This is a genomic window from Mesorhizobium sp. M7A.F.Ca.US.006.01.1.1, from assembly GCF_003997935.1.
GTDB lineage: Bacteria > Pseudomonadota > Alphaproteobacteria > Rhizobiales > Rhizobiaceae > Mesorhizobium.
In genome coordinates, this window is record NZ_RZQL01000544.1 from 1 (window position 1) to 450 (window position 450).

Annotated in this window: 1 protein-coding gene and 1 pseudogene; both read right to left on the minus strand. The window is 60.7% G+C overall.

The window, feature by feature from the left end; all coding sequences use genetic code 11:
• Window positions 1-169 (minus strand): annotated as a pseudogene (locus EN943_RS38760) (peptidase S41); the annotation flags it as partial.
• A gap of 3 nt (window positions 170-172) precedes the next feature.
• The coding region (locus tag EN943_RS37415) for a peptidoglycan DD-metalloendopeptidase family protein (protein ID WP_164778627.1) at window positions 173-450 on the minus strand (278 nt) is incomplete at its 5' end.

The window sequence follows — 450 nt, forward strand, 5'->3', positions numbered from 1 at the left end:
GTGTCACATACTGTGCCCGCACCCGCTCGAAGATATCGCCGAAGATCGCCAGTTGCTTGTAGGTCTCCGACCCTGCAGCGTTCGCCGCCGAGCCGGGCGCGCCATAGACCAGGCTCATGGCGGACGCGCCCATCAGCGCACCGGCAAACAGAAGCGACAGTTTCCGCATTACTCACGTCCTTCCAGAAAAACGGTCCGCCCACCATGGGGCCGGATCGACGGGTTTTCCATCCTTGCGGAACTCGACATAGAGTTCCGGCGTGGCATTTCCATTCTTCGAAACCGAGGTGCTCGCCACCCGGGCCTCTCCCATCGCACCGATCGGCTCTCCTGCAAGCACTGATTGACCGGTCGCGACGCTGATTCTGCTCATCCCCGCCAAAACGACATGATAGCCGTCGCCTGCGTTCAGGATCAAGAGTTGACCATAAGAGCGAAACGGCCCCGCAT